Here is a 21540-nt window from a genome sequence, read left to right on the forward strand (position 1 = left end):
TTGTTGATTCGAAAGCGCTATCGGGGGGGAGCCGGCCCTAAGCGTGCGCCAGCGCGCGTTCCTGTCTCGTTTGGCCGCGTATCAGCCATATGAGCAAGGCGGCGCCGATCAGGTCGAACGCGCCGAGACAGGCGAACAGCGGCCCGTACCCGACCGTGTCGGCCAGCGCGCCGACCATCAGCGAAAAGCCGAGGCCGCCGATCCACGCCGCCATGCCGGCGAAGCCGCTCGCCGTACCGACTTCGCCGGGATCGAAGACGTCGGCCGACAGCGTGTTCACGAGCGTGGAGATCATCTGGTGCGCGAAGCCGCCGACGCAAAAGAGCGCGATGGCCTGATACGGCGACGCGACGAGGCCGATGCAGGCAGGGCCGATCATCATGAACGCGCCGAGCACCACGCCGGCCACGCGCGACCAGAGAAGCGGCATGCGGAAATACTTCATCAGGAACGGCGACAGATAGCCGCCCAGTATGCCGCCCAAGTCCGCGGCCAGGAACGGCAGCCACGCGAAGATCGCGATCTGCTTCAAATCCATGTGGCGGCCGGTGGCGAGATAGAGCGGGATCCAGAAGCTGAAGGTCTGCCACGCGGGCTCGGCGAAGAAGCGCGGCAGCGCGATCGCCCAGAAACGGCGCGACGCGATCACTTCGCGCACGCGTCGTTTGCCGCTCGCGGGGGCAAGCTTCTGGCCGTCGAGAATCAGCGCGCGTTCGCGCTCGCCGATGCGCGGGTGGGCCGACGGCTTGCGATAGAGCGCGTACCACGCCGCGGCCCAGACGAAGCCGATCGCGCCAGTCACCATGAATGCGGCCTGCCAGCCGAAGCGCAGCGACAGGAAGATCACGACCGGCGGGGCGAGCACGGCGCCGAGCGAGGTGCCGGCGTTGAAGTAGCCGACCGCGACCGACTTCTGGCGGTCGGGAAACCACTCGGCGACAGCCTTCATCCCCGACGGGATGGCCGCGGCTTCGAAGAGGCCAAGAAAGCCGCGCACGAGGCCGAGCGAGAGCCATCCGCTCGCGAAGCCGTGCATGACGCCCGCTGCCGACCAGAGCGCCGCGAACAGCGCGAAGCCGAGCCGCAAGCCGAGCAGGTCGACGATGATGCCGCACACGGGCTGCATGACCGTGTAGCCGATCTGGAAGGCCGCGACGATATACGAGTACTGCTGGGTGGTGAAGCTGAGTTCGTGCTTCAGTTCGGGCGCGAGCACCGAGAGTGAGTTGCGCGCGAGGTAGTTCATGATCGTGCCGACGCAGACGAGGGCGATGATCCACCAGCGCAAGCCTTTGACCGTTTTCAAGCCTGTCTCCTATGTTTGGGGTGCGGCAATGTTCCGCTTGCCGTTGGCCCCTTATTTTGCGCAAGTCATGCGATGACCGATGTCGTTGCGTTCGAAAATGCTATGTTCGCGAGCGCATGCTGTCAAGCGCTGATGTTCGAACGAATTCGAAAAGGCTTGCTTGGTTTTCGGCGAGTCAACCGCCTTATTTAGCGGTTATTTCATTGAAGTACGCGCGGAATACGTTCCGTTCGGGTTGTGCGGAAGCCGCTGACGCCAGGCTTGACGATGCTCGTTTGCGAACATAGTATGGTTTCGCATTTTCCATATCAGTCATCAGACAACTTGACGCCGGCATGCCGGGCGGCCGCGCTTTCCGCGCGTTCGGCCGCGCATGAACGACGCCGTGGACAACAGGAAGAGACAGGATGAAAAAGCAAAGAAGGATCCAGGCGCTGCTGCTGGCAGGCGCCTCGCTCGGCGCTGCATCGGCCCACGCGCAATCGAGCGTGACGCTCTACGGCGTGGTCGACGACGCCATTGCCTACGCCAACAATCAGAAGGGCGCCTCGAACGTCTATCTGGCGCAGGGCAATCTCTACGCGTCCAAGTTCGGCTTTCGCGGCACCGAGGACCTGGGCGGCGGCACGAGCGCGATCTTCGATCTGCAAGCCGGCTTCAATGCGAATACCGGCGCGGCGTCGGCGGCGGGACTGATCTTCAACCGGCAGTCTTATGTCGGCTTGCAGAACCAGACCTACGGCACGGTGACGATGGGCCGCCAGTACACGCCGTACCTGCTGTTCGTCGGGCCGCTCGCATCGAGCAGCTGGACGACCGGCGCGACGGGCGCGCATCCGGGCGACTACGACGGCCTCGACACCACGATCCGCATCAACAACTCGGTGACCTATACGTCGCCCACCTACTACGGTCTCAGCGCGAGCGCGATGTATGCGTTCAGCGGCATCGCGGGCAGCCCCGGCAAAGGGCAGACCTACAGCGGCGCGCTTCGCTATGCGAGCGGTCCCGTGAGTCTTGCCGCCGGCTATCTGCGCATCGACAACACGGGACTCACATCGGGCTTCGATGCGAATGCGACGGGGTCCTTCGCCGTCTCACCGGTCAACCAGGGCTATCAGTCGGCGCGCGCGCTGCAGAATGTCGCGGCCGCCGGCAACTACACGCTCGGCAACCTTACGCTCGGCTTGAACTATACGAACGTCGAGTACCTGGCGGGCGGCAAGTCGCTGTTCGCCAACACGGCTGTGTTCAACACCTATGGCGCGATCGCCGCCTACCGGTTCACGCCTGCGCTCGATATCGCCGGCGCTTTCGCCTATACGCTGGCGGCGAAGTCGAACGGCATCTCGAGCGCGGCGCGCTATCAGCAATACTCGCTGCGCGAGTCCTACCATTTGTCGAAGCGCACCACGCTCTATGCGCTGCAGGCCTTTCAGCATGCGAGCGGCCAGACGCTCGGTGCGAAGGGGGCGGGCAACATCGTCGACGCCGTGGCCGTGGTCGGCGATTCGCAAAACTCGACGCCGTCGTCGACGAACAAGCAGTTCGTCGGCATGGCAGGCATTACCGTGACGTTCTGATTCGCAGTGGTGCTGACAACACGACCGCCGTGGGCCTGGAGTAAGCGCTAAAGCGCTAACTCCAGGCAACCACGGCATTTACAAAGGTAGGGCAACATGAACGACGATCGACCGCAGCCGCGCAAACCGTTCCGGCGGCTGCTCCTGACCGGCGCGGCCGGCAATCTCGGACGGCAGTTGCGCGGCCCGCTCGCCGCGTGGGCCGACGTGGTGCGCGTGAGCGATATCGCGCCGCTGGGCGAAGTGGCGGCGCACGAGGAAGCATCGATCGTCGATCTTGCGGATCGTGCGGCAGTGCATGCGCTGCTCGAAGGCGTGGATGCGGTCGTGCATCTCGGCGGCATCTCGGTCGAGGCGCCGTTCGACGACCTGCTTCAGAGCAACATCCTCGGCTTGTACAACGTGTATTCGGCCGCGCAGAAGCAGGGCGTAAAGCGCATCGTGTACGCGAGCTCGAATCATGCGGTGGGGTTTCATCCGGTGACGGAAGTGCTCGGCATCGACGCGCCGCTGCGCCCAGATTGCCTGTACGGCGTGAGCAAATGCTTCGGCGAGGCGCTGTCGCGCTATTACTTCGATCGCTTCGGGCTCGAGACGGTCTGCCTGCGCATCGGCTCGTCGTTCGAGGCGCCGAAGAATCCGCGCATGCTGGTCACGTTTCTGAGCTATCGCGACTTCATCGAGCTCGTGCGCTGCTCGCTGTTCACGAATCGCGTCGGCCACGCGATCGTGTATGGGGTATCGGACAACCGCGTGAAATGGGTCGACAACACCAAGGCGGCGTTTCTCGGCTTTCGTCCGCAGGACAGCTCGATCGAATTCGAAGCGATGTTCCCCGTGGGTGCGCCGACGGCCGATCTCGACGATCCTGCGCAGAGCTTCCAGGGAGGCCCGTTCGTGCTGGCCGGGCCGATGGAGTGAGGTCGAACAGCGCCGCCGGCGCTCCGGCGACGCAGCCTTCCCATCAGTCGTTGTACTTCCAATCGTTGTAGTACGCGACCTTGCCGATCGGGAAATACAACTCCGCGAGGCGCCCTCCGCCGGTCTGCAGCGCCGGGAACTGGCACGCAGGCGAGCATTGCTGGACGTTGTTCGACGCCACGCCGGCCGTCACCGTCTCCGTGTACTGGCCGCCGGCCGCGAACGTCGCCGGGCCGACCCACCAGCCGTCGATTTCCGTCGACGGCGTCACGCCCGTGCCCGGCGCCGATTGAATCTGCGCTTTCGCGACCGGTGGTGCGATATTCCGGCCGTTGACCAGGTTCGACCACGACAGGTTGATCGTCGACTGAGTGCCGGCGAGCGAGCCGCTCGGATTGAGCACATCGTTCTGCGTGCTCGACGACAGCGTCTGCCACGCGACGTTCGCGCCCGCCGATGACGACATCGTCGGCGTGATGTTGCGCACGCTGGTGGTCCCGAGCTGGTTGCCGCTCGTGTCGTAGAACGTGACCGTGTAGGTCGTGAACTGCGGCACGCTCGAAACGTCGATCGGTTGCGCGGCGTAAAAGCCCCGATTGTTCGTTCCCGGCCTGAAGGTCGACGTCGCGCCGGGCAGCGCAGTCCACGACCAGCGGTAGAGACTGGTGTTCGCGCTCGACGTGACGCCGCCCGTCGGCACGCTGGTCAGCGCCTGGCTGGTCAGCGACAGAGTGGAGCTGCCGCTCGCGCTGCGCGGCACCAGGTAGAGCGTGCCGCTGATCCCCGGGCCCGTCACCGATGCCGCGGCGAGAGCGGCGGGGTTGGGCGTACCCGCTGCGCCCACGGGGATGGTGATGCCCAGGCCCGCTTCGTAGCGCCCGAACGATGCGTCGGCGCTATCCAGGTATTGGCGGCGGCTCACGTACGACGTGATCGTGACGTTGTATTGCTCCTGGTTGCCGATGATGTCCCAGGTGCCGTTGCCGGTGTCCTGCGCGACCGTGACTTCCTCGCCGCTGCCGCTGCTGGTCGTGTACGGCAAGGCGACGAGCGCCTGCTGCTTGCCATTGGTCCCGGTGAAGAACTCGATCGTATGGGGCATGCCGAGCGTCACGCCCGATGCCGCGAGCGACGGGTGGGCCGTGGCGAAAGTGGCGAAGCCATTGTCGAGGTAGCTGGCGTCGATCGCCGAGCAGGAGCTCGACGATGCCGCCAGGCATTGGCTGAGCTGGCTGAAGAGCGTCGCCAGATAGTTGGCGGTTGCGGGCGGCGCGGAGAGCGGTCCCGAGACCGTCGTGGACTGGCTCAGGGTGATGCCGCTCGACGGGCTGGCCGTCGAGACCAGTTGCGTGCCGCCCGACGGCCCGGGCACGATCTGAACTGCGTCGATCACGGCGTCCGCGCCGGTCTGGTTCGCCGTGAAGGCCGTGCCGATCGGATCGAAGGTGGCGTTCAGGCCGTTTGCCGAGAGGATCGACGCGAGCGCGCTATCGAGCTTGGTGACCGCTGCGGTGACCGTCGCCGGCGTCACGAGCGATTGCAGGCTGCTGCTCGACGCGAGATCGACCGGATTGCCGCTCGTCGTCAGCAGGGCGGCGACGGCGCTGGTGAGCGTCGTGACGTTGGCCACGACGGGCGAGCTGGTGCCCGTCGGCACCTGCGAGACAACCGAGTAGAGCGTGGCGTTGTTGCCGGTCGGGTCGGCTGCGACGACCACGAACGGCGCCGTCAGTCCGGCCAGCGAAACGGTGTAGGTGCCGCTGCTGTTGCTGGTGGTGGTCGCGGTATTGCCGTTGACGTCGATCACCGTGACGTTCGCGTTGGCGATGGCATTGCCGACGGCCACGGTGCCGGTCAGCTGGGTCGCGGTTGCGGTGGAGGTGCCGCTCGAAGTGGCCGTCGAACCGCTGCTTGAGCCCCCGCCTCCGCAGCCGGCAACGATCGACAATGCCAATACGCCGCCAATGGCAAGCGCTAATCTCGTTTTGGCCAGGATTCCCGTGTTGGTTTTATGTTTCATCGTATCTCGAAGGTCATGTTTGTTGTGATCTGCCAATGGCGGTCTGGGTGAGCCGGTTATTACCGTTCCTCGATCCGATTAACCGATTTGTGCGGCCCGTCGTGCGCTTTCTTTTTTTGAACGCGACTTTTCACGATGTAAAAGTCATTGAATCGAAAGTGAAAATGAAAGCGTCTTATAAGAATCGGCTGCTGGAGAAGCAATCTGCCATTGGCTCTCGAGTACTTCTTTTTTCTACTGCGTCACGTTTTACGGCAATTTCCCCGGGTTCTTGAGCGACGCTGCTTGGGGTTGATCGATTTAATCTGTAAATCACTGATGTCAATGATGTTTGTTCTGAATTTCGCGTGGCTGCGATATATCGCGAAGATTCGGCGGGGGCTCGCCGGGTTATGGGCGGCATGTCCGCATGCCTGGGAACGCAGTGCGTTATCATTCGGCGGATCCTCACGCGGCGTTGCCCCGCGTGCTTCATCGGCCCGACAACCTCGTTATCGACGAATCCATGCATTGGGTGTGGCGCGTGCTTTTGTTTTTCTGCCTGTCATCGTTTGCGATGACGGGTGCGCTTGCGCAACCGCTTCAGGATGCCTCGGGCGAGCATGTGATCCAATCGACGGGGCTTGTGTCATCGAGCCATGGGAGCCACTGCGCTTCGGGCGAGCATCTCGCTGGTCATGGCCTTTGCAAGACATGCTGCGCGATAGCGTGCGGTATCCACTGCTGTGCACTCCGTTCCACATTCCATTTCGTGCCGAAGGCGACGCCTGCCGATGCGCCTGCTGTCTTGGCCGCGTCCGAGCCCGTGAACCCGACGCGCGCGCCGCCGTGGCGGCCGCCCATTGCATGACTGTTGCTTCAAGCAATTCGACAGGCCTGAGGTGGGCGTCATGCGTCCCGCTCCCGGCTGTTTTCTGCAAGACAGTCACGCGTGAGGCGCGCATTTCGCGCGCCTCATGTGCAATGAGGAAACATCGATGATTCGCAGGGAATTCTTGGCTCGCACGCTCGGTGTGGCCGCAGCGTCGCTGGTCGTCCGGGGCGCATTCGCGCAGGACGCACAGGAGCACGCGCACGACATGTCGGAGATGCACGACATGCCTGACATGCCGCCGATGCCGGCCGGCAAGACTGCGCCGTCCGCGGCGCTGGCGCCGGTCCACGCACTGCCATCCGGCGCGCCATTGCCCGCGCTTCGCAAGCTCGCCAACCAGAGCCGCGAACGCGGCGCCTTTCGCGCGACGCTCGTCGCGCAACCGCATGCACTCGAGCTGCTGCCTGGAACGCAGACGCCTTTCTGGCTATACGGCGATGCGCTGTCGACTGCGCCCGGCAGCCCGATCGACGGGCCGATCGCCGGCCCGCTGATCGACGTGCGCGAAGGCGATACGGTCGAAATCGTCTTCATCAACCGCTTGCCGCAGCCGTCGATGATCCACTGGCACGGCATGCCGGTGCCGCCCGAGCAGGACGGCAATCCGTCGAACCCGGTCGAGCCTGGCGCGACGCGGGTCTACCGCTTCACGCTGCCGCGCGGCAGCGCCGGCACGTACTGGTACCACCCGCATCCGCACATGTTGACGGCGGAGCAGGTCTACCGGGGACTGGCCGGGCCGGTCATCGTGCGGGCTGCCGACGATCCGCTCGCCGAGTGGCCCGAGCGGCATCTGTTCGTCACCGATCTCAAGCTGGCGGCCGACGGCGCGATCGCGCCGAACGACATGATGGACTGGATGAACGGCCGGGAAGGGCAGTTTGCGCTGGTGAACGGCGCGCGCCGGCCGCGGATCGCCGTCGCGCGAGACGAGCGCTGGCGCGTCTGGAACGCGGGCAGCGCGCGTTACCTGCGGCTGATGTTCGACGATGGCCGCCGCTTCGAGCAGGTCGGGACCGATGGCGGTTTGCTCGAGCGTCCGCGCCGGGATTTGACCGAGCTGCTGCTGGCGCCCGGCGAACGCGCGGAGCTGATCGTGCGCGCCGCGGCGGACGGCAGCGCATCGACGCGCACTGTGCTGACGGCCGGCGTGTACGACCGTCGCAAGATGGCGATGATGCATGGCAGTTTGCCGCCCGAACCGGCGTGTGCGCTCGCCGACGTCGAATTCGCGTCGGGCGTCGATACGCCGGGCGCAGGCACGCAAGTGCATCGCGCGTTGCCGCAGCATTTGCGCACGGTGGCTTCGCTGGGTGAGCCGACAGCGCACAAGTCGGTCGTGTTTTCCGAAAAGATGGACATGGCTGCGATGCACCGTCCTGGCGCGTCGAATCATGGGATGCCGGCCGGCATGAGCTTCATGATCAACGGTGCGAGCTACGATCCGGCTCGCGTCACGCTGACAAGCCGCCGCGGCGAGGTCGAGCTGTGGTCGATCGAGAACCGCACCGACATGGATCATCCGTTCCATTTGCACGGCACGCAGTTTCAGGTGATCGAGCGAGAGCTGGAAGGCGTAGCGACGCCCGAGCCGTTTCTCGCGTGGCGCGACACCGTGAACGTGCAGCCGGGAGAGACCGTGCGCATCGCGACGATGCAATCGATGCGCGGCGAACGCATGTTTCACTGCCACATCCTCGAGCACGAGGATCTCGGCATGATGGGCGCGCTGAAAGTGACGTGAAGCGAACGATGGCGCGGCATTTTTTTGCCGCGCCGGACAACGCGGCAGGCGCTTCGAGATCGCAAAAAAAAAGAAACCCGGCACGAAGCCGGGTTTCCAGGGCACAGCGGATCGAACGGACTCAGGCGGCAGCCTGAATGTTCGATGCCTGTTTGCCTTTCGGTCCTTGCACAACTTCAAAGCTGACCTTCTGGCCTTCCTTGAGGGTCTTGAACCCGTTCATCTGGATCGCCGAGAAGTGTGCAAACAGATCCTCGCCGCCTTCGTCGGGCGTGATGAATCCGAAACCTTTTGCGTCATTGAACCATTTGACCGTACCAGTTGCCATACCAACTTCCCCTGTAACTCATGTCCTACCACGAGCACGCTCGAAAAGCTTGGCGACTGCGGAATGCTGCCGCCCCCTCCTCACTAGCTCACCTCGGCATTTTTTCGTACCTACGCACCTGCTGCGGCCAGCTGAAAAAAAGTGCCAGCTTGATTGTTGGATCTCTTTAATCGAGTGTCAAGTGAATTTTGAGACGTTGTGTGGGGCGTTGTATCGGACGCATTTCTAGGGGTTTTTCCCGCTTTTCATATGTGTGCTGGCGCAAGCGCTTGATCTTGAAAAAGATGCATAATCGACCCACATAGCGCCAAGGGCCGCGCCGGAAACGGCTCCCAGCCTGTCGGCACGTGATGTGCGATACTCGGTTCGAGTCGCCGGCGGCGCGGCAAGCGAGCGTCGACGTCGAAGGCCGGCGCCGCGATCGGCCGCGAGAAAAGCGTGCGTGCGCGACGGGGGATCGTCGGGCGGCAGCGTTGAGCCACCGGCCAGGCGGTCGGGTTTTGACAGGATTGCGGGCCTGTCCGAGTTGTTTAGAATGGGTGTATGGCGATTATTCCGGACAAGCAGGACAGCACCGTACTGGAGCGGCAGGAAAAGAAGCTGAAACCGCCTTCCATGTATAAGGTGGTGCTGCTGAACGACGATTTCACGCCAATGGAATTTGTCGTGATGATCGTGCAGGAATATTTCAGTAAAGACCGCGAGACCGCGACGCAGATCATGCTGAAGGTCCATCGCGAGGGGCGGGGAGTTTGTGGGGTCTACACGCGAGACATCGCGTCGACCAAGGTCGAGCAGGTAGTTACCCACGCACGGCAGGCAGGGCATCCGCTGCAGTGCGTGATGGAGGAAGCATGATTGCCCAGGAACTGGAAGTGAGCTTGCACATGGCGTTCATGGAAGCACGTCAGGCGCGGCACGAGTTCATAACGGTCGAACATCTTTTACTGGCCTTGTTGGACAATCCGACGGCAGCAGAGGTGTTGCGCGCATGCGCGGCCAACATCGAAGATCTGCGCCAGAACCTGCGCAACTTCATTCACGACAACACGCCTACCGTTCCCGGCACCGACGACGTCGACACGCAGCCGACACTCGGCTTTCAGCGAGTGATCCAGCGCGCGATCATGCACGTTCAGTCGACCTCGAACGGCAAGAAGGAGGTGACAGGCGCGAACGTGCTGGTCGCGATCTTCGGCGAGAAGGACTCGCACGCGGTCTACTACCTGCAGCAGCAGGGCGTGACGCGGCTGGACGTCGTCAACTTCATCTCGCACGGTATTGCGAAGACGAGCAGCAGCGACGCCGCCAAGGCAAGCGACGCGAACGCGGAAGCCGACGAGGCCGCCGCCCAGAAGGAAACCCCGCTCGCGCAGTTCACGCAGAACCTGAACCAGATGGCGAAGGATGGCCGCATCGATCCGTTGATCGGGCGCGAGCTCGAGGTCGAGCGCGTGGTGCAGGTGCTGTGCCGCCGCCGCAAGAACAATCCGCTGCTGGTGGGCGAGGCGGGCGTGGGCAAGACGGCGATCGCCGAGGGCCTCGCTTGGCGCATCACGCGCGGCGAAGTGCCGGATATCCTCGCGGACGCGCAAGTCTATTCGCTCGACATGGGCGCGCTGCTCGCGGGCACCAAGTACCGCGGCGATTTCGAGCAGCGTCTGAAGACGGTGCTGAAAGAATTGAAAGAGCGTCCGCACGCGATTCTCTTCATCGACGAGATCCACACGCTGATCGGCGCGGGCGCCGCGTCGGGCGGTACGCTCGATGCATCGAACTTGCTGAAGCCGGCGCTCTCGTCGGGCACGCTCAAGTGCATTGGCGCGACCACCTTCACCGAATATCGCGGCATCTTCGAAAAGGATGCGGCGCTGTCGCGGCGCTTCCAGAAGGTCGACGTGACCGAGCCGACCGTCGAGCAGACAGTGGCGATCCTGCGCGGCCTGAAGTCGCGCTTCGAAGAGCACCACGGCGTGAAGTATTCGTCGGGGGCGCTGTCGGCGGCGGCTGAATTGTCGGCGCGCTTCATTACGGATCGTCATCTGCCGGACAAGGCGATCGACGTGATCGACGAAGCCGGCGCGGCCCAGCGCATCCTTCCGAAGTCGAAGCAGAAGAAGACGATCGGCAAGGGCGAGATCGAGGAAATCATCTCGAAGATCGCGCGCGTGCCGGCGCAGAGCGTGTCGCAGGACGACCGCAGCAAGCTCCAGACGCTCGATCGCGATCTGAAGAGCGTCGTGTTTGGGCAGGACCCGGCCATCGACGCCTTGGCAGCCTCGATCAAGATGGCGCGCGCGGGCCTCGGCAAGACCGACAAGCCGATCGGCGCGTTCCTGTTCTCGGGTCCGACGGGTGTCGGCAAGACCGAAGTCGCGCGTCAGCTCGCGTTCACGCTCGGCATCGAGCTGATCCGCTTCGACATGTCCGAATACATGGAACGTCACGCGGTGAGCCGCCTGATCGGTGCGCCGCCTGGGTACGTAGGGTTCGACCAGGGCGGTCTTTTGACCGAAGCCGTCACGAAGAAGCCGCACTGCGTGCTGCTGCTCGACGAAATCGAGAAGGCGCACCCGGACATCTTCAACGTGCTGCTGCAGGTGATGGACCACGGCACGCTGACCGACAACAACGGCCGCAAGGCGGATTTCCGCAACGTCATCATCATCATGACGACGAATGCGGGCGCCGAGTCGATGCAGAAGGGCACGATCGGCTTCACGGCGCGCCGTGAAACCGGCGACGAAATGGTCGACATCAAGCGTATGTTCACGCCCGAGTTCCGCAACCGGCTCGATGCGACGATCAGCTTCCGTTCGCTCGATGAAGAAATCATCATGCGCGTGGTCGACAAGTTCCTGATGCAGCTCGAGGATCAGTTGCACGAGAAGAAGGTCGACGCGCTCTTCACCGACGCGCTGCGCAAGCACCTCGCCAAGCACGGCTTCGATCCGCTGATGGGTGCGCGTCCGATGCAGCGCCTGATCCAAGATACGATCCGGCGTGCGCTGGCCGACGAGTTGCTGTTCGGCAAGCTGATGAGCGGCGGCCGCGTGACGGTGGACGTCGACGAGAGCGACAAGGTGCAGCTCACGTTCGACGAAAACGCTGCTCCGCGCAATCCGAATCCGGAGACGGTCGAAGTCGAGTAATGCACGGCGGCACGATGTAGGCAGCAGAAACGAAACGGCGCGGGTCGATCCCCGCGCCGTTTTGCATTTCCAGCCGTCCGCTCGAGTCGAAACTCGATGCCCGGCTGCAGCAATCCTCAATGCTTGCCCGTGCTCCCGAACCCGCCTTCGCCGCGATCGCTTTGCTCGAACTCGTCGACGATGTTGAAGCGCGCCTGCACCACCGGCACGATCACGAGCTGTGCGAGGCGCTCCATCGGATTCAACGTGAACGCGGCTCGCCCGCGGTTCCACGTCGAAATCATCAACTGGCCTTGATAGTCCGAATCGATCAGCCCGACGAGGTTGCCGAGCACGATGCCGTGCTTGTGGCCGAGCCCCGAGCGCGGCAGGATCATCGCCGCGTAGCCCGGGTCGCCGACGTGGATCGCGAGGCCGGTCGGCACCAGGGCCGTTTCTCCGGGCTGAAGCGTCAGTGGCGTGTCGAGGCACGCGCGCAAGTCGAGGCCGGCGCTGCCGGACGTCGCGTAGGCGGGAAGCTGGTCGCGCATGCGCGCATCGAGGATCTTCAGGTCGAGTTTCATGCAGGATCGGTTCAGTGTTGGTCAGGCGGTTGGGTGTTGCGCCCGAGCTCGAAAGCCTGGGCGAGAAGTTCGTACGAGCGCAGCCGGGCCCGGTAGCTCCCGGCTACGGTCAGGATGATCAATTCGTCGGCGTCGAATTGGTCTCTCAGTTCGGTGAGGCGCGCCGTCACCGATTCCGGCGTGCCAATGATGCTGCGCGGCTTTTCGCGATCGATCACGAGCTGGTCGCGCTCGCCGAATTCCTGCAACTGGCCCTGTTCGATCGACGGAATCGGCGCGTTGAGGCCGTACGCCATTTGCACCCGGCGCAAGTCGACGGCCTTTTCCAAGTCCGCCGCCTCTTTTTCCGTATCCGCGCAGATCACGAAGACCGACGCGGCGAGGTAAGGCTCGTCTTCATGGCCGGGCGTGAAGCGTTCCCGGTAGGCATCGCCGACGCAGTGCCCGAAATGCGCGTTGATGAAGTGCGCGAATGCAAACCGCATGCCGAGCCTCGCCGCCAGCATCCCGCCGAAATCGCTCGAGCCCAGCATCCAGAGTTGCGGACGCGTCACGATCTGCGGCTGCAGCAGCACGCCTTGCGCGAGATGGTCGAGCGGCAGCTTGCCGCTCATCAGCCCGACGAGATCGGCGACCTGCTCCGCGAAGATCTCGCCCCGGTTGTATTGGCCGGCCGCGACGGCCTGCGCAGTCCGCATGTCGCCGCCGGGCGCGCGTCCGACGCCGAGATCGACGCGGTTCGGGAACAGCGCTTCGAGCATCAGGAACTGCTCGGCGATCTTGAACGGGCTGTAGTACGGCAGCATGATGCCGCCCGAGCCGATGCGGATGCGTTTGGTGAGGCTGCCGAGGCGGGCCAGCATCACTTCGGGGCAGGGGTTCGAGACAGCGCGCAGGCCATGGTGCTCGGCGCACCAGTAGCGCGTGTAGCCGAGATCGTCGGCGAGCTGCGCGAGCTCGAGCGTGGCGGCGATTGCATCGGCCACCGAGTGCCCGTCGATCACGGGCGTTTGATCGAGCACGGAAAGTAGCGTCATGGCAGTACCGCTCCGAGGTTCCGATAGGTGGCCGGCGGCCAGGTCCGGCGACGCGCTCCGCGGGTGCGAAGGCGGTCCCCGGAGTCCGCTGGCCAGTCCAATCCCCGATTACGAAATCAGGCTCGTGTCCGGCAGCCGGCGGGCGATTTCGCCGACCAGCGTCTGCGCGAGCGTGGTCTTGTCCGCGCGCGGCAGCTTCGTCACGCCGCCGGCTTCGAACAGTGCGACTTCATTATCGTCGCGGCCGAACGTTTGTGGCCCCAGGTTGCCGATCAAAAGAGGCACGTTCTTGCGGACGCGCTTTTCCTCGCCGTGCACGTCGAGATCGCCGCTTTCCGCGGCGAAGCCGACGCAGAACGGCGCATGCGGCAGCTTCGCGACCGCCGCGAGGATGTCCGGGTTTTCGACGAACGTGAAGCTCGGCATCTTGCGGTCGGCCGTCTTCTTGATTTTATGTTCGCTGACGTGATCCACACGCCAATCCGCGACGGCGGCCACGGCGATGAAGATGTCGCAGTCCGCGACCGCCTGCATGACCGCGTCGTGCATCTGCTGCGCCGTCTGCACGTCTTCGCGGTACACGCCCCAGGGCGTCTCGAGCGCGACCGGGCCGGCGATCAGGCGCACGTCGGCGCCTGCCTGCTGCGCGGCGCGCGCGAGCGCGAAACCCATCTTGCCGCTCGAGCGGTTGGTGATGCCGCGCACCGGGTCGAGCGGCTCGAAGGTCGGCCCGGCCGTGATCAGGACGCGCCGCCCGGCCAGCACCTTCGGCTGGAAGAACGAGGCGATCGCTTCATAGGTCGCTTCGGGCTCGAGCATGCGGCCGTCGCCGACTTCGCCGCACGCCTGCGCGCCCGAATCCGGGCCGAGCACGAGCACGCCGTCCGCGCGCAGCTGCGCGACGTTGCGCTGCGTCGCCGGGTTTTGCCACATCTGGCGGTTCATCGCCGGCACGACGAGCAGCGGGCAATCGCGGGCAATGCAGAGCGTGGAGAGCAGGTCGTCGGCCATGCCGTGCGCGAGCTTGGCGAGGAAGTCGGTCGACGCGGGGGCGATCACGATCGCGTCGGCCTCGCGCGACAGGTCGATGTGCGGCATGTTGTTCGCGATGCGCGCATCCCACTGGCTCGTGTAGACGGGGCGCCCCGAGAGCGCCTGCATCGTGACGGGCGTGATGAACTGCGTGGCGGCTTCCGTCATCGCGACCTGCACGGTCGCGCCGGCCTTGGTGAGAAGCCGCGTCAGCTCGGCGATCTTGTAGCAGGCGATGCCGCCCGTCAGGCCCAGTACGAGGTGTTTTCCTGCGAGTTCCGAAGTTGCCAACGATCGTCTCCGAAAGCGCGTTCAGCTAGCGCGCGCCGCGCACGCGCCGCAATTCGTCGAGCACAAGCAGCGCCGCGCCGACGCAGATCGCGCTGTCGGCAAGGTTGAACGCGGGCCAGTGCCAGCCGCCGACGTGGAAATCGAGAAAGTCGATCACGTGGCCGTAGGCGAGCCGGTCGATCACGTTGCCGAGCGCGCCGCCCATGATCAGCGCAAGCGACGTGCAGAAGAGCCGCTGGTTGCCGTGGCGCTTCATCAAGTAGCAGATCACCAGCGCGGCGGCAATGCCGAGCAGCGTGAACGCCCAGCGCTGCCAGCCGCCCGCCGCGGAGAGGAAGCTGAACGCGGCGCCGCGGTTGAACACCAGGAAGAAGTTGAAGAACGGCGTGATCGCATACGGCACCGCGTACGCAAATACCTTCTTGACGGCGATCTTCGTCAACTGATCGAAGAGGATCACGATCAGCGCGATGCCCAGCCACGGCGCGAGGGTTCCGCTTGCTTGCTTCGACATGGTCTTCGCCATTATGCCGCGCTCCTTGTCTCGCCGCTGCCGAACAGGTTGGACACGCAGCGGCCGCAGAGCGTGGGGTGCTCGGCGTTCGCGCCGACGTCTTCGCGGTAGTGCCAGCAGCGCTCGCACTTCAGGTACTTCGAGGTGACGACCTCGACGCCTTCGTCGCTTTCCGCCTGGACCTTGACGACGGTGGCCGCCGAGGTGATCAGCACGAACTTGAGGTCGTCGGCGAGGCTCGCGAGCGCGTCGTAGCGCGCGCCGCTCGCACGGATCTGGACCTCGGCCTGCAGCGACGAGCCGATCTGGTTCGCTACGCGCGCCTCTTCGAGCGCCTTCGTCACGTTGCCGCGCACTTCGCGCAGGAGCGACCACTTGTCGAGCAGCGCCGCCGCGCCGGGCACTTCAGGGAACGCGTAATACGTTTCGGTGAAGATCGTGTCGCTGCCCGGCTGGAACACCTTCCACGCTTCCTCGGCGGTGAACGAGAGGAACGGCGCCATCATCCGCAAGAGGCCCTGCGCGACGTGATAGAGCGCGGTCTGCGCCGAGCGGCGCGCGGCCGAATCGGGGGCGCTCGTGTAGAGGCGATCCTTCAGCACGTCGAGATAGAAGCCGCCCAGGTCTTCGGAGCAGAACGTCTGCAGCTTCGCGACGACCGGGTGGAACTCGTACTTCTCGTAGTGGGCGAGCACGTCCTGCTGCAGCGAAGCGGTGAGCGCGACGGCGTAGCGGTCGATCTCGAGCCATTCGCCGATCGGGCGCGCGTTCTTCTCGATGTCGAAGTCCGACAGGTTCGCGAGCAGGAAGCGCAGCGTGTTGCGGATGCGCCGGTAGCTTTCCGTCACGCGCTTCAGGATTTCCTCGGAGATCGCGAGCTCGCCGGAATAGTCGGTCGATGCGATCCACAGGCGGATGATTTCCGCGCCCAGGCGGTTTGCGACTTCATGCGGATCGACGCCGTTGCCGAGCGACTTGCTCATCTTGCGGCCTTCGCCGTCGACGGTGAAGCCGTGCGTGAGGAGCGCGTCGTACGGCGCGCGGCCGTCGAGCATCGAGGCGGTCAGCAAGGACGAATGGAACCAGCCGCGGTGCTGGTCCGAGCCCTCGAGATAAAGGTCAGCGGGGAATTGCAGCTGATCCGCGTGCGAGCCGCGCAGCACGTGCCAGTGCGTCGTGCCCGAATCGAACCAGACGTCGAGCGTGTCGCGGTTCTTCTCGTACAGGTTGGCGTCGTCGCCGATCAGCTCGCGCGGATCGAGCGTCTGCCATGCCTCGATGCCGCTTTCCTCGACGCGCTGGGCGACCGCTTCGAGCAGCTCCAGCGTGCGCGGATGCAGCTCGCCCGTTTCCTTGTGGACGAAGAACGCCATCGGCACGCCCCATTGGCGCTGGCGCGAGAGCGTCCAGTCGGGGCGGTTCGCGATCATGCTGTGGAGGCGCTGCTTGCCCCACGACGGGTAGAACGCGGTGGCGTCGACGGCCGCGAGCGCCGTCTCGCGCAGCGTCCTGCCGCCGTCCGCAGGCGTCACGTCCATGCCGGCGAACCATTGCGAGGTCGCGCGATAGACGATCGGCGTCTTGTGGCGCCAGCAGTGCATGTAGCTGTGGGTGTACTTCTCGGTGTGCAGCAGCACGCCGGCCGCGCCGAGGGCCTCGACGATCTTCGGGTTCGCCGTCCAGATCGACAGGCCGCCGAACAGCGCGAGCGATTCGATGTAGCGGCCGTCGCCCATCACCGGGTTGATGATGTCGGAATCGGCCATGCCGTGCGACTTGCACGACTCGAAGTCTTCCACGCCGTAGGCGGGCGAAGAGTGGACGATGCCCGTGCCGGACTCGGTCGTCACGTACTCGCCGAGGTAGACCGGCGCCGTGCGCTTGTAGTCGGGGTGCGCGGAAGCGAGCGGGTGACGGAAGCGCACGTTCACGAGCGCAGCGCCCGGCGCGGTCGCGACGATGCGGCCTTCGAGCTTGTACGTTTGCAGGCACGCTTCGACGCGCTCCTGCGCGAGGATCAGGAGGCCGCGCGGCGTATCGACGAGCGCATAGACGATCTCCGGATTCACGTTGAGCGCCTGGTTGGCCGGGATGGTCCAGGGCGTCGTGGTCCAGATCACGATGCCGCCCTCGTTGCGCGGCAGGGCGGCAAGGCCGAATGCCTGCGCGGTCTTCTCGGGTTCCGCGAACGGGAACATGACGTCGATCGTCGGATCGGTCTTGTCCGTGTACTCGACTTCCGCTTCCGCGAGCGCCGAGCCGCAGTCGAAGCACCAGTTCACCGGCTTGAGGCCGCGGAACACGTAGCCCTTCTCGATGATCTTCGCGAGCGCGCGGATTTCACCGGCCTCGTTGGCGAAGTTCATGGTCTTGTACGGATTGTCCCAATCGCCGAGCACGCCGAGGCGCCGGAAGCCCGCCTTCTGTTTCTCGATCTGCTCACTCGCGTAGGCGCGCGCCTTTTGCATCACCTCGGCGGCCGGCAGCGATTTGCCGAACTGCTTCTCGATCTGGATCTCGATCGGCATGCCGTGGCAGTCCCAGCCGGGCACATAGGCGGCGTCGAAACCCGCCATGTTGCGCGATTTGACGACCATGTCCTTCAGGATCTTGTTCACCGCGTGGCCGAGGTGGATGTCGCCGTTCGCGTACGGCGGGCCATCGTGCAGGATGAACTTCTTGCGGCCGCGGCTCGCGGCGCGGATCGTCTCGTAGACCTTGTTCTCCTGCCATTCCTTCACCCATTGCGGTTCGCGCTTGGGCAGGTCGCCACGCATCGGGAACGGCGTGTCGAGCAGGTTGACCGGATACTTGGCCTGGGGTTTCGAATCGGTTTTCTTGTTGCTCATGGTGAGAAATCGCTGGAAAACGGTGGACGCTCTGCGGTGCGTCGTGTCGGGCGCGGCGTCCGGCGCATCGTCCCGGGGCGGATGTCTACCGATCCGGGTTGCGGCGCGACGCCGTGTACTGTGTGTGCTGCGTTTGCGTCAGGGTGCGAACAGGCGTCGACGCCTGTTCGCACCGCTGCGCGGCTACCTAATTCGGTCGGTGGCCGAGGTGGAAAAACCCGTCGTGCGGCTGCCGGGTGCGGCGTCCGTGCCGCCCGTGGCGACGCCGAGCGCGGCGAAATACTCGCGCGCATGGGCGACGTCGCGGGCGATGGCCGCCGTCAGCGTTTCGAGATCGACGAATTTCTCCTCGTCGCGCAGCTTCTTCAGGAATTCGACGCGCACGAGCTTGCCGTAGGCGTTGCCGTGCCAGTCGAGCAAATGGACTTCGAGCAGGACGCGGCCGGAATCGTCGACGGTCGGCCGCAGGCCGAGGCTCGCGACGCCCGGCAGCGGCTCGGGGCCTATGCCATGCACGCGCACGATGAAGATGCCCGAGAGCGCCGGCCGCTTGTGGGCGATCGGCAGGTTGAGCGTCGGAAAGCCGAGGTCGCGGCCGAGCTTCAGGCCATGCACGACATGGCCGCTGATTGCGTAGTCGCGGCCGAGCGCCGAGCGCGCCGCGTCGAGATCGCCCGCGATCAGCGAGGCGCGCACGCCGGAACTGGAAATGCGCGCGCCGGAGGGATCGGCGACGGTCGCCATCTGCTCGACTTCGAAGCCGTGCTGCGCGCCCGCGGCTTGCAGCGAGGCAAAATCACCCGCGCGTTTCGCGCCGTAGCGGAAATCGTCTCCGATCATCACCCAGCGCGCGTGCAGCCCGTTGACGATGATCCGCTCGACGAACGCGTCGGGCGTCTGGCTCGCGAACGTGTGATTGAAGTGCTCGACGACGACGCGGTCGACGCCGTTCATCCGCAGCGCCTCGAGCTTGTCGCGCAGCATCGCGATGCGCGGCGGGGCGCCCGCCGGGTTGAAGAATTCCCGCGGGTGCGGCTCGAAGGTCATCACGCAGACGGGCAGGCCGCGCGCGTCGGCCGCCGCGCGCACGCGGGCGAGCAGCGCCTGGTGGCCGCGGTGGACACCGTCGAAGTTGCCGATCGTCAGCGCGCAGGGCGCCCGGCTTTCGGCATTGGGAAGACCGCGGAAGACTCTCACGATAGCGGATGGGGTGGGCGGGCGGAGTGCCGCAAAGCAGAAGATTATAAACGTTCGGGGCCCACGGCGGCTGAGCCTGCCGGTTTGGGCCTTTCCGAATGATAAAATTCGCGGATGAAAAAAATCGTCATCCTGATTTCGGGACGAGGCAGCAACATGGAAGCCCTCGTGCGCGCTTGCGCGCACGAGGGCTGGCCGGCGCAGGTCGCCGCCGTGATTGCCAATCGTCCTGACGCCGCGGGCCTGGCCTTCGCGGCGTCGCACGGCATTGCCGCGCAAGTGGTCGATCATCGCGCCTATCCCGACCGCGAATCCTTCGATGCCGCACTCGCCGCCGCCATCGACGGCTACGAGGCCGACCTCGTCGTGCTGGCGGGCTTCATGCGCGTGCTGACGCCGGGCTTCGTCGACCGTTACGCCGGGCGGATGCTGAACGTGCATCCGTCGCTCTTGCCGAGCTTTCCTGGCCTGCATACGCATCAGCAGGCGCTCGACGCGGGCGTGCGCCTGCACGGCGTGACCGTGCATTTCGTCACGTCGCAACTGGATCATGGGCCGGTCGTCGTGCAGGCGGCGGTGCCCGTCGTCGACGGCGACGATGCGGCGGCGCTCGCCGCGCGCGTGCTCGCCTGCGAGCACGTGATCTATCCACGGGCGGTGCGCTGGTTCGTCGAGGGGCGGCTCGCGCTCGACGGCCTGCGCGTGACGCTCACGCCGCCCGAGCCGCAATGGCTCTTTTCTGAACGACTTACCGGGGATGCAGAATGAAAAAAAGCAAAGGGTCCAACGGCCACAATCGTTCGCGCCGCGCTGAAGGAAACGGCAAGCAGCCGGGCCGCGGCTCCGCCGGCGGCGGCAGCGGTGGCCCCAGGGTGCACGGTTTCCTGATCGGGCAAACCGAATCGCTCCTCGCCGAGGTGCTCAAATTCGCCGGCCCCGCCGACGCCACGACGAGCCGCTTTTTCCGTGCGCATCCGAAGCTCGGGCACGCCGAGCGCGGCGTGATTGCCGAGGCGGTGTTCGCGGTGCTGCGCAGGCGCATGGAATTCGCACATCTGGCCGAAAGCGGCAGCGGCAGCCCGGCGCGGCGCCTCGCGCTGCTCGGCCTGATGCAGACGGTGGGGCTCACGGCGCTCAAGCCGTTCATTTCCGCCGACGAACTCGGATGGCTCGAGCACGTCTCGAAGATCGACCCGCAGAACCTGCCGCTGCGCGTGCGCACGAACTTGCCGGAGTGGATCGTCGAGGCGCTCGCCAAGCGTTTCGAGGCCGACGAGCTCGCGCAGCTCGCTGCCGCGCTGAACTACCCGGCGCCGCTCGACCTGCGCGCGAACCCGGTCAAGGCGACCCGCGACCAGGTGCTCGACGCGCTCAAGGAGGCCGGCATCGACGCGGGCGCGATGCCGTTCGCGCCGGCCGGCGTGCGCGTGGCCGGCAAGCCGGCGCTCACCAAATTGAAGGCGTTCGAGGACGGCTGGATCGAAGTGCAGGACGAGGGCAGCCAACTGCTGTGCTCGCTCGTCGCGCCCAAGCGCGGCGAGATGGTCGTCGACTTCTGCGCCGGCGCGGGCGGCAAGACGCTCGCGCTCGGCGCGATGATGCGTTCGACCGGGCGCCTCTACGCGTTCGACGTGTCCGACCGGCGGCTGGCGAAGCTCAAGCCGCGCCTCGCGAGGAGCGGCTTGTCGAACGTGAATCCGGTGCTGATCGACAGCGAGCACGACGCGAAGATCAAGCGCCTCGCGGGCAAGATCGACCGCGTGCTCGTCGATGCGCCGTGCAGCGGCCTTGGCACGCTGCGCCGCAATCCCGACCTGAAATGGCGCCAGACGCCCGAATCGGTCGCCGAGCTGACGCCGAAGCAGGCGTCGATCCTGGCGAGCGCGGCGCGGCTCGTGAAGAAGGGTGGACGTCTCGTCTACGCGACTTGCAGCCTGCTCGAAGCGGAAAACGAGGCAATCGTCGCGCAGTTTCTCGCCGAGCACCCCGAGTTCGCGCTCGTGCCTGCCGGCACGGTGCTCGCGGAGCAGCGCATCGAGCTCGAGATGGGCGATTACCTGTCGCTGTGGCCGCATCGTCACGCGACCGACGGCTTCTTCGCCGCCGTGCTCGAGCGGCGCGGGTGATGC

General features: G+C 65.2%; 16 protein-coding genes. 7 read left to right on the forward strand and 9 right to left on the reverse strand.

Going from position 1 to position 21540, the window contains the following annotated elements:
* Nucleotides 1-37 precede the first annotated feature (37 nt).
* The gene (locus tag FAZ69_RS24895; protein ID WP_136897760.1) at nt 38-1306 is read right to left on the reverse strand and encodes an MFS transporter; all 1269 of its coding nucleotides are present in this window, start codon (nt 1304-1306) and stop codon (nt 38-40) included.
* Nucleotides 1307-1713: 407 nt separating this feature from the next.
* Here FAZ69_RS24895 and FAZ69_RS24900 point away from each other — a divergent pair, with 407 nt between their 5' ends.
* Both FAZ69_RS24900 and FAZ69_RS24905 read left to right on the forward strand, forming a co-directional pair.
* Nucleotides 1714-2889, forward strand: coding sequence for a porin (locus tag FAZ69_RS24900; RefSeq protein WP_136897761.1), 1176 nt, complete (start codon nt 1714-1716; stop codon nt 2887-2889).
* Nucleotides 2890-2985: 96 nt separating this feature from the next.
* Complete coding sequence (locus tag FAZ69_RS24905; protein WP_136897762.1) at nt 2986-3810, forward strand: NAD-dependent epimerase/dehydratase family protein; 825 nt, start codon at nt 2986-2988, stop codon at nt 3808-3810.
* A gap of 43 nt (nt 3811-3853) precedes the next feature.
* Here the strand turns inward: FAZ69_RS24905 and FAZ69_RS24910 are convergent, their stop codons facing one another.
* Complete coding sequence (locus FAZ69_RS24910) at nt 3854-5830, reverse strand: hypothetical protein (RefSeq protein ID WP_136897763.1); 1977 nt, start codon at nt 5828-5830, stop codon at nt 3854-3856.
* Nucleotides 5831-6807: 977 nt separating this feature from the next.
* Here FAZ69_RS24910 and FAZ69_RS24915 point away from each other — a divergent pair.
* Complete coding sequence (locus tag FAZ69_RS24915; protein WP_136897764.1) at nt 6808-8448, forward strand: multicopper oxidase family protein; 1641 nt, start codon at nt 6808-6810, stop codon at nt 8446-8448.
* Between the two features lie 121 nt (nt 8449-8569).
* Here the strand turns inward: FAZ69_RS24915 and cspD are convergent, their stop codons facing one another.
* Entirely contained in the window at nt 8570-8776 is a 207-nt protein-coding gene (cspD, locus tag FAZ69_RS24920; RefSeq protein ID WP_017776809.1) for a cold shock domain-containing protein CspD, read from the reverse strand.
* A gap of 543 nt (nt 8777-9319) precedes the next feature.
* Between cspD and clpS the strand changes: the two genes are divergently transcribed.
* Nucleotides 9320-9634 carry an ATP-dependent Clp protease adapter ClpS gene (gene clpS, locus FAZ69_RS24925; RefSeq protein WP_136897765.1) on the forward strand — a complete coding sequence of 105 codons (315 nt, stop codon included), beginning with the start codon at nt 9320-9322 and terminating at the stop codon, nt 9632-9634.
* Complete coding sequence (gene clpA / locus FAZ69_RS24930) at nt 9631-11928, forward strand: ATP-dependent Clp protease ATP-binding subunit ClpA (protein ID WP_136897766.1); 2298 nt, start codon at nt 9631-9633, stop codon at nt 11926-11928. Before clpS ends, clpA begins: the two co-directional genes overlap by 4 nt.
* Nucleotides 11929-12044: 116 nt before the next feature.
* On the opposite strand, the gene dut is transcribed toward clpA, so the two are convergent.
* The 6 genes from dut to FAZ69_RS24960 form a co-directional block, all read right to left on the reverse strand.
* Nucleotides 12045-12491 carry a dUTP diphosphatase gene (dut, locus tag FAZ69_RS24935; protein WP_136897767.1) on the reverse strand — a complete coding sequence of 149 codons (447 nt, stop codon included), beginning with the start codon at nt 12489-12491 and terminating at the stop codon, nt 12045-12047.
* An 11-nt stretch (nt 12492-12502) separates the two neighbouring features.
* Nucleotides 12503-13528, reverse strand: a complete 1026-nt coding sequence (locus FAZ69_RS24940; RefSeq protein ID WP_136897768.1) for an LLM class flavin-dependent oxidoreductase — start codon at nt 13526-13528, stop codon at nt 12503-12505.
* 108 nt (nt 13529-13636) lie between these two features.
* Nucleotides 13637-14851 (reverse strand): bifunctional phosphopantothenoylcysteine decarboxylase/phosphopantothenate--cysteine ligase CoaBC, encoded by a 1215-nt coding sequence (coaBC, locus tag FAZ69_RS24945; RefSeq protein ID WP_136897769.1) that lies wholly within the window; start codon nt 14849-14851, stop codon nt 13637-13639.
* A gap of 25 nt (nt 14852-14876) precedes the next feature.
* Complete coding sequence (gene lspA / locus FAZ69_RS24950) at nt 14877-15377, reverse strand: signal peptidase II (protein WP_136897770.1); 501 nt, start codon at nt 15375-15377, stop codon at nt 14877-14879.
* On the reverse strand, nt 15377-18214 hold the full coding sequence (ileS, locus tag FAZ69_RS24955) for an isoleucine--tRNA ligase (RefSeq protein ID WP_136897771.1): 2838 nt from the start codon (nt 18212-18214) through the stop codon (nt 15377-15379). The genes lspA and ileS overlap by 1 nt, the downstream gene beginning before the upstream one ends.
* Before the next feature lie 183 nt (nt 18215-18397).
* A complete protein-coding gene (locus FAZ69_RS24960) occupies nt 18398-19411 on the reverse strand; it encodes a bifunctional riboflavin kinase/FAD synthetase (protein WP_136897772.1) in 1014 nt (337 codons plus the stop codon).
* A 114-nt stretch (nt 19412-19525) separates the two neighbouring features.
* Between FAZ69_RS24960 and purN the strand changes: the two genes are divergently transcribed.
* Together purN and FAZ69_RS24970 are read left to right on the forward strand one after the other, a co-directional pair.
* Complete coding sequence (gene purN / locus FAZ69_RS24965; RefSeq protein ID WP_136897773.1) at nt 19526-20179, forward strand: phosphoribosylglycinamide formyltransferase; 654 nt, start codon at nt 19526-19528, stop codon at nt 20177-20179.
* Nucleotides 20176-21537, forward strand: coding sequence for an RsmB/NOP family class I SAM-dependent RNA methyltransferase (locus tag FAZ69_RS24970; RefSeq protein WP_136897774.1), 1362 nt, complete (start codon nt 20176-20178; stop codon nt 21535-21537). The genes purN and FAZ69_RS24970 overlap by 4 nt, the downstream gene beginning before the upstream one ends.
* The last annotated feature ends 3 nt before the right edge of the window (nt 21538-21540 follow it).

It is taken from the genome of Trinickia terrae (genome assembly GCF_005144415.1).
Lineage (GTDB): Bacteria > Pseudomonadota > Gammaproteobacteria > Burkholderiales > Burkholderiaceae > Trinickia_A > Trinickia_A terrae.

Excerpts from the sequence above, each read along its gene's own strand:
- FAZ69_RS24900 (WP_136897761.1), top strand. The coding sequence starts at position 1,714 with ATGAAAAAGCAAAGAAGGATCCAGGCGCTGCTGCTGGCAGGCGCCTCG.
- FAZ69_RS24905 (WP_136897762.1), top strand. The coding sequence starts at position 2,986 with ATGAACGACGATCGACCGCAGCCGCGCAAACCGTTCCGGCGGCTGCTC.
- FAZ69_RS24910 (WP_136897763.1), bottom strand. The coding sequence starts at position 5,830 with ATGAAACATAAAACCAACACGGGAATCCTGGCCAAAACGAGATTAGCG.
- FAZ69_RS24915 (WP_136897764.1), top strand. The coding sequence starts at position 6,808 with ATGATTCGCAGGGAATTCTTGGCTCGCACGCTCGGTGTGGCCGCAGCG.
- cspD (WP_017776809.1), bottom strand. The coding sequence starts at position 8,776 with ATGGCAACTGGTACGGTCAAATGGTTCAATGACGCAAAAGGTTTCGGA.
- clpS (WP_136897765.1), top strand. The coding sequence starts at position 9,320 with ATGGCGATTATTCCGGACAAGCAGGACAGCACCGTACTGGAGCGGCAG.
- clpA (WP_136897766.1), top strand. The coding sequence starts at position 9,631 with ATGATTGCCCAGGAACTGGAAGTGAGCTTGCACATGGCGTTCATGGAA.
- dut (WP_136897767.1), bottom strand. The coding sequence starts at position 12,491 with ATGAAACTCGACCTGAAGATCCTCGATGCGCGCATGCGCGACCAGCTT.
- FAZ69_RS24940 (WP_136897768.1), bottom strand. The coding sequence starts at position 13,528 with ATGACGCTACTTTCCGTGCTCGATCAAACGCCCGTGATCGACGGGCAC.
- lspA (WP_136897770.1), bottom strand. The coding sequence starts at position 15,377 with ATGGCGAAGACCATGTCGAAGCAAGCAAGCGGAACCCTCGCGCCGTGG.
- ileS (WP_136897771.1), bottom strand. The coding sequence starts at position 18,214 with ATGAGCAACAAGAAAACCGATTCGAAACCCCAGGCCAAGTATCCGGTC.
- purN (WP_136897773.1), top strand. The coding sequence starts at position 19,526 with ATGAAAAAAATCGTCATCCTGATTTCGGGACGAGGCAGCAACATGGAA.
- FAZ69_RS24970 (WP_136897774.1), top strand. The coding sequence starts at position 20,176 with ATGAAAAAAAGCAAAGGGTCCAACGGCCACAATCGTTCGCGCCGCGCT.